This is a genomic window from Paenibacillus sp. Y5S-9, assembly GCF_036894235.1.
Classification (GTDB): Bacteria; Bacillota; Bacilli; order Paenibacillales; family Paenibacillaceae; genus Paenibacillus.
The window spans coordinates 1-4,690 of the sequence record NZ_CP145888.1 but is presented as its reverse complement, the minus strand read 5'-3'; the positions used below and the strand labels follow the sequence as shown (position 1 = coordinate 4,690).

The following is a 4,690-nucleotide window of genomic DNA, read 5'->3' as shown; positions in this document are numbered from 1 at the left end:
TTTACTAAATAAGCCTGACGACACCGCCCAAATCCTGCAGGGCGATCCCCATACCTATTTAGCTGAAGAGCAACGCAATCAGGGCAGTATCTAAAGCGGTTACAGCAGCGTAAAAATAACTTGGTTGCGAGTATCCATAACCTGCAAAATGCGTTGCACTTCATTTGCAGAGATAACAGAGGGTAGCCGTCTAGGCTTGCTTGCAGGGATATAATCAATATCGCCCAACGGCTGTTGTAAAAACCTGTTGTACAAAAAAGCTAGGGCATTTAAAGCGATTTTCTGCGTGTTTATGGCTACATGTCTGCTGTTTGCTAAGCTGGATAAAAACAGCCTGACCTCTTCACTGCCCATGGTCTGAGGATGACGTTTTTTGTGAAACAGAATAAAACGCTTAATCCAGTGCAGGTAAGTTTTTTCAGTTTTCAGCGCATAACCTTTTTGTCGCATATCCGTGCGTATAGAATTTAAAAATGGACTGTTAGACATAAAACGCTCCTTGTCTTGCAACTGTCTGCCTATACAGCCTATTCTAGCTGGGATTTAAAAAAGTGCCTGTTTTTTACGCCTAGAGATGCTTGTTTACCGGTAGAGTTTTAATTTAATGCTAAATAAATTAAAATGTTATGAGTTCTTTGGGTGAGATAATGTGCATCGTGCAAGCAGGATAGACGGCATGCACGATTTGTAATAACAGAGTGTCTTGTATTTTTAAAGAAAGTCTATTTAATACAAGTGATTATATTAATTAACGGTAAGCATCAGCGGGTGACAAAACGAGCATGCTTACTAATAAAATGTTAACCTCTGAGGAAGAATTGTGAAACTATCACTAATGGTAGCTATATCGAAGAATGGAGTTATCGGGAATGGCCCTGATATTCCATGGAGTGCCAAAGGTGAACAGCTCCTGTTTAAAGCTATTACCTATAACCAATGGCTGTTGGTTGGACGCAAGACTTTTGAATCAATGGGAGCATTACCCAACCGAAAGTATGCGGTCGTAACACGTTCAAGTTTTACATCTGACAATGAGAACGTATTGATCTTTCCATCAATTAAAGATGCTTTAACCAACCTAAAGAAAATAACGGATCATGTCATTGTTTCAGGTGGTGGGGAGATATACAAAAGCCTGATCGATCAAGTAGATACACTACATATATCTACAATAGACATCGAGCCGGAAGGTGATGTTTACTTTCCTGAAATCCCCAGCAATTTTAGGCCAGTTTTTACCCAAGACTTCGCCTCTAACATAAATTATAGTTACCAAATCTGGCAAAAGGGTTAACAAGTGGCAGCAACGGATTCGCAAACCTGTCACGCCTTTTGTACCAAAAGCCGCGCCAGGTTTGCGATCCGCTGTGCCAGGCGTTAGGCGTCATATGAAGATTTCGGTGATCCCTGAGCAGGTGGCGGAAACATTGGATGCTGAGAACCATTTCATTGTTCGTGAAGTGTTCGATGTGCACCTATCCGACCAAGGCTTTGAACTATCTACCAGAAGTGTGAGCCCCTACCGGAAGGATTACATCTCGGATGAAGACTCTGCTTGCTATGGCGCATTCATCGACCAAGAGCTTGTCGGGAAGATTGAACTCAACTCAACATGGAACGATCTAGCCTCTATCGAACACATTGTTGTGTCGCACACGCACCGAGGCAAAGGAGTCGCGCACAGTCTCATCGAATTTGCGAAAAAGTGGGCACTAAGCAGACAGCTCCTTGGCATACGATTAGAGACACAAACGAACAATGTACCTGCCTGCAATTTGTACGCAAAATGTGGCTTTACTCTCGGCGGCATTGACCTGTTCACGTATAAAACTAGACCTCAAGTCTCGAACGAAACAGCGATGTACTGGTACTGGTTCTCGGGAGCACAGGATGACGCCTAACAATTCATTCAAGCCGACACCGCTTCGCGGCGCGGCTTAATTCAGGAGTTAAACATCATGAGGGAAGCGGTGATCGCCGAAGTATCGACTCAACTATCAGAGGTAGTTGGCGTCATCGAGCGCCATCTCGAACCGACGTTGCTGGCCGTACATTTGTACGGCTCCGCAGTGGATGGCGGCCTGAAGCCACACAGTGATATTGATTTGCTGGTTACGGTGACCGTAAGGCTTGATGAAACAACGCGGCGAGCTTTGATCAACGACCTTTTGGAAACTTCGGCTTCCCCTGGAGAGAGCGAGATTCTCCGCGCTGTAGAAGTCACCATTGTTGTGCACGACGACATCATTCCGTGGCGTTATCCAGCTAAGCGCGAACTGCAATTTGGAGAATGGCAGCGCAATGACATTCTTGCAGGTATCTTCGAGCCAGCCACGATCGACATTGATCTGGCTATCTTGCTGACAAAAGCAAGAGAACATAGCGTTGCCTTGGTAGGTCCAGCGGCGGAGGAACTCTTTGATCCGGTTCCTGAACAGGATCTATTTGAGGCGCTAAATGAAACCTTAACGCTATGGAACTCGCCGCCCGACTGGGCTGGCGATGAGCGAAATGTAGTGCTTACGTTGTCCCGCATTTGGTACAGCGCAGTAACCGGCAAAATCGCGCCGAAGGATGTCGCTGCCGACTGGGCAATGGAGCGCCTGCCGGCCCAGTATCAGCCCGTCATACTTGAAGCTAGGCAGGCTTATCTTGGACAAGAAGATCGCTTGGCCTCGCGCGCAGATCAGTTGGAAGAATTTGTTCACTACGTGAAAGGCGAGATCACCAAGGTAGTCGGCAAATAATGTCTAACAATTCGTTCAAGCCGACGCCGCTTCGCGGCGCGGCTTAACTCAAGCGTTAGAGAGCTGGGGAAGACTATCCATCTAAAGAATGTGAAGTATTACTGAAAAAATATGTTTCTGGAGAAATTAAAACTCTAGACGAATTAAGAATAAGATTATTTGAAAAGTAGATAACTTGAAAAATCAGGGGATAGGGCATACAATGGAAAAAGGTCGGGGATAGCTACCAACTACCCCCTTCCCGATTGTCTTAGGACAATCTATTCAAGATGTAAGTAATTAGGTCGAGAATGGTAAGAACTCGAAAACCTAATACCGCAACTACTACGGTGAGCAGTAGTATCATTACGAAGTATTGTAATGCGTTCACATAGATCACCCCCTTAGTGCTATAAGCCTAAGGCAATCGGGCAACGTGCTAAGGACACGTTACACCGTTTGCCGATAGCACAAGGAAGATTTTATCACATAACCGCCTAACAGGGCGGTTTTGTTTTATTCGGGACTGAAAAAGCCGTTGAAACTTGCTTTCAATGGCTTTTTTAGTCTAACAACCGCAGGGCGTTAGCAGAAAGGTGCACGAAATTTCATAAAATTACACGGTAAGAAAGTGTATGGATTTTCACAAAGGTGTACAGATTTTAATAAAATACACCTTAAAGCCTTTAATACCAATGCATTGCAAAAGAAAAAGGGATCGAACTTTTGACATTCGATCCCTTTTCCTATAATCTGTTCAATGTGCGTTCTTTGCTATGATCCAGACCTAAGCAATCTAATCATAGCAAAGGGTGGGGCGTTGTTCAAGTAGTTAAATCGAAAACAGTGCTGGCGTCCACCTAAAATACCATTCAACAAGCACCCGAAAGGGATAGAACTCAAACGCACCCCTTAAATCAAACAGTCTTCAGCTCGGACTTCGGAAGAATAAACAGGCGTAGAAGTGATAACGTACCTAGAACGAAATCTAGGCTCTGTCTCCGTTTCGTGGCACGGTCTTTAAGTAGTACAGCCCACACCTGATAAGCGAGATTTAAGGTTACAGCGGAATTGATTGTAAGGTCTGCAATTCCCACCCTGATAAACGCCACAACGTTTTATTGTTGCCCCATTCACGCAACATTTGAGAACCGAATAGAAATCTTTTAGTAAAAAGCGTTCTTTTTTGGGTCAGTAGTTAATGTGGACGGTTTAACGGTTTTTCCCCTGCGGGTCGTATTGAAAAGCCATTGAAAAGCTGATGGATAACTCTGCGAGTTACCCACGAGCTTTCCAACAGCTTTCCAACACTAAAAACCTACCGCCCACAATAACCACTTCCCTAATAATAAAATTTTTTTATTTTTATTTTGGTTCAAAGGCTCACGATGTTCGCCTAATAAAACGAAGTCGCCTATCGGCTCCGCTGATTTTTATATATCACTCTCGGGGCTTTTGGTGTACTATTGTCTTTTGTAATAGCAAGGACACAAAAAGGGTACTCTTCGAGTTTCCTTTTTGACCTTGCAAAAGGGCTTTGCCCCCTTGACCCCCGACCGCTTTCAGCGGTCAAAATAGAAGAACGGACACCATTATGAAACGTGAGAAAGAGATAAAAATCAGGCTCACCGAAAACGAGTATCAAGCCTTGTTAGAGAGAAAAACGAAAGCAAGGCTTGCGGAGTGGGTTCGGGAAGTTGCCCTAGAACAGCAACCTAAGCGACAGCCGAAAGTAATCGACCCTGCGTTACTGTTCGAGCTGAACCGCATAGGCGTAAACCTGAACCAAATCGCCCGACAATGCAACAGTCAAAAGCCGAGCATTGACCTTGTTAGCGTGTTGGCGACCTTGCGAGAAATTGAAAAAAATCTCAAAAAATTGCGAGAATTGAGCCTATGATCGTTAAATTTTTTAAGAAACACGGTAAGGGAAAAGCTAGTAGTTGCAAGGCTTGCGTGGACTA

3 protein-coding genes and 2 pseudogenes are annotated in these 4,690 nt (G+C 44.4%); 4 read left to right on the top strand and 1 reads right to left on the bottom strand.

Annotation, left to right across the window (positions count from 1 at the left end):
* Window positions 1-102: 102 nt before the first annotated feature.
* A pseudogene (intI2, locus tag V6669_RS30375) lies at window positions 103-489 on the bottom strand (class 2 integron integrase IntI2); the annotation flags it as partial.
* 331 nt (window positions 490-820) lie between these two features.
* On the opposite strand from intI2, the gene dfrA1 reads away from it, so the two are divergent.
* The 4 genes and pseudogenes from dfrA1 (at window position 821) to V6669_RS30355 (ending at window position 4,626) form a co-directional block, all read left to right on the top strand.
* Window positions 821-1,294 (top strand): trimethoprim-resistant dihydrofolate reductase DfrA1, encoded by a 474-nt coding sequence (dfrA1, locus tag V6669_RS30370; RefSeq protein WP_000777554.1) that lies wholly within the window; start codon window positions 821-823, stop codon window positions 1,292-1,294.
* 94 nt (window positions 1,295-1,388) lie between these two features.
* A complete protein-coding gene (gene sat2 / locus V6669_RS30365) occupies window positions 1,389-1,901 on the top strand; it encodes a streptothricin N-acetyltransferase Sat2 (RefSeq protein ID WP_161771397.1) in 513 nt (170 codons plus the stop codon).
* Between the two features lie 57 nt (window positions 1,902-1,958).
* A pseudogene (aadA1, locus tag V6669_RS30360) lies at window positions 1,959-2,794 on the top strand (ANT(3'')-Ia family aminoglycoside nucleotidyltransferase AadA1).
* A gap of 1,526 nt (window positions 2,795-4,320) precedes the next feature.
* Complete coding sequence (locus V6669_RS30355; RefSeq protein ID WP_005618548.1) at window positions 4,321-4,626, top strand: plasmid mobilization relaxosome protein MobC; 306 nt, start codon at window positions 4,321-4,323, stop codon at window positions 4,624-4,626.
* The last annotated feature ends 64 nt before the right edge of the window (window positions 4,627-4,690 follow it).

Excerpts from the sequence above, each read along its gene's own strand:
- sat2 (WP_161771397.1), top strand. The coding sequence starts at position 1,389 with ATGAAGATTTCGGTGATCCCTGAGCAGGTGGCGGAAACATTGGATGCT.
- V6669_RS30355 (WP_005618548.1), top strand. The coding sequence starts at position 4,321 with ATGAAACGTGAGAAAGAGATAAAAATCAGGCTCACCGAAAACGAGTAT.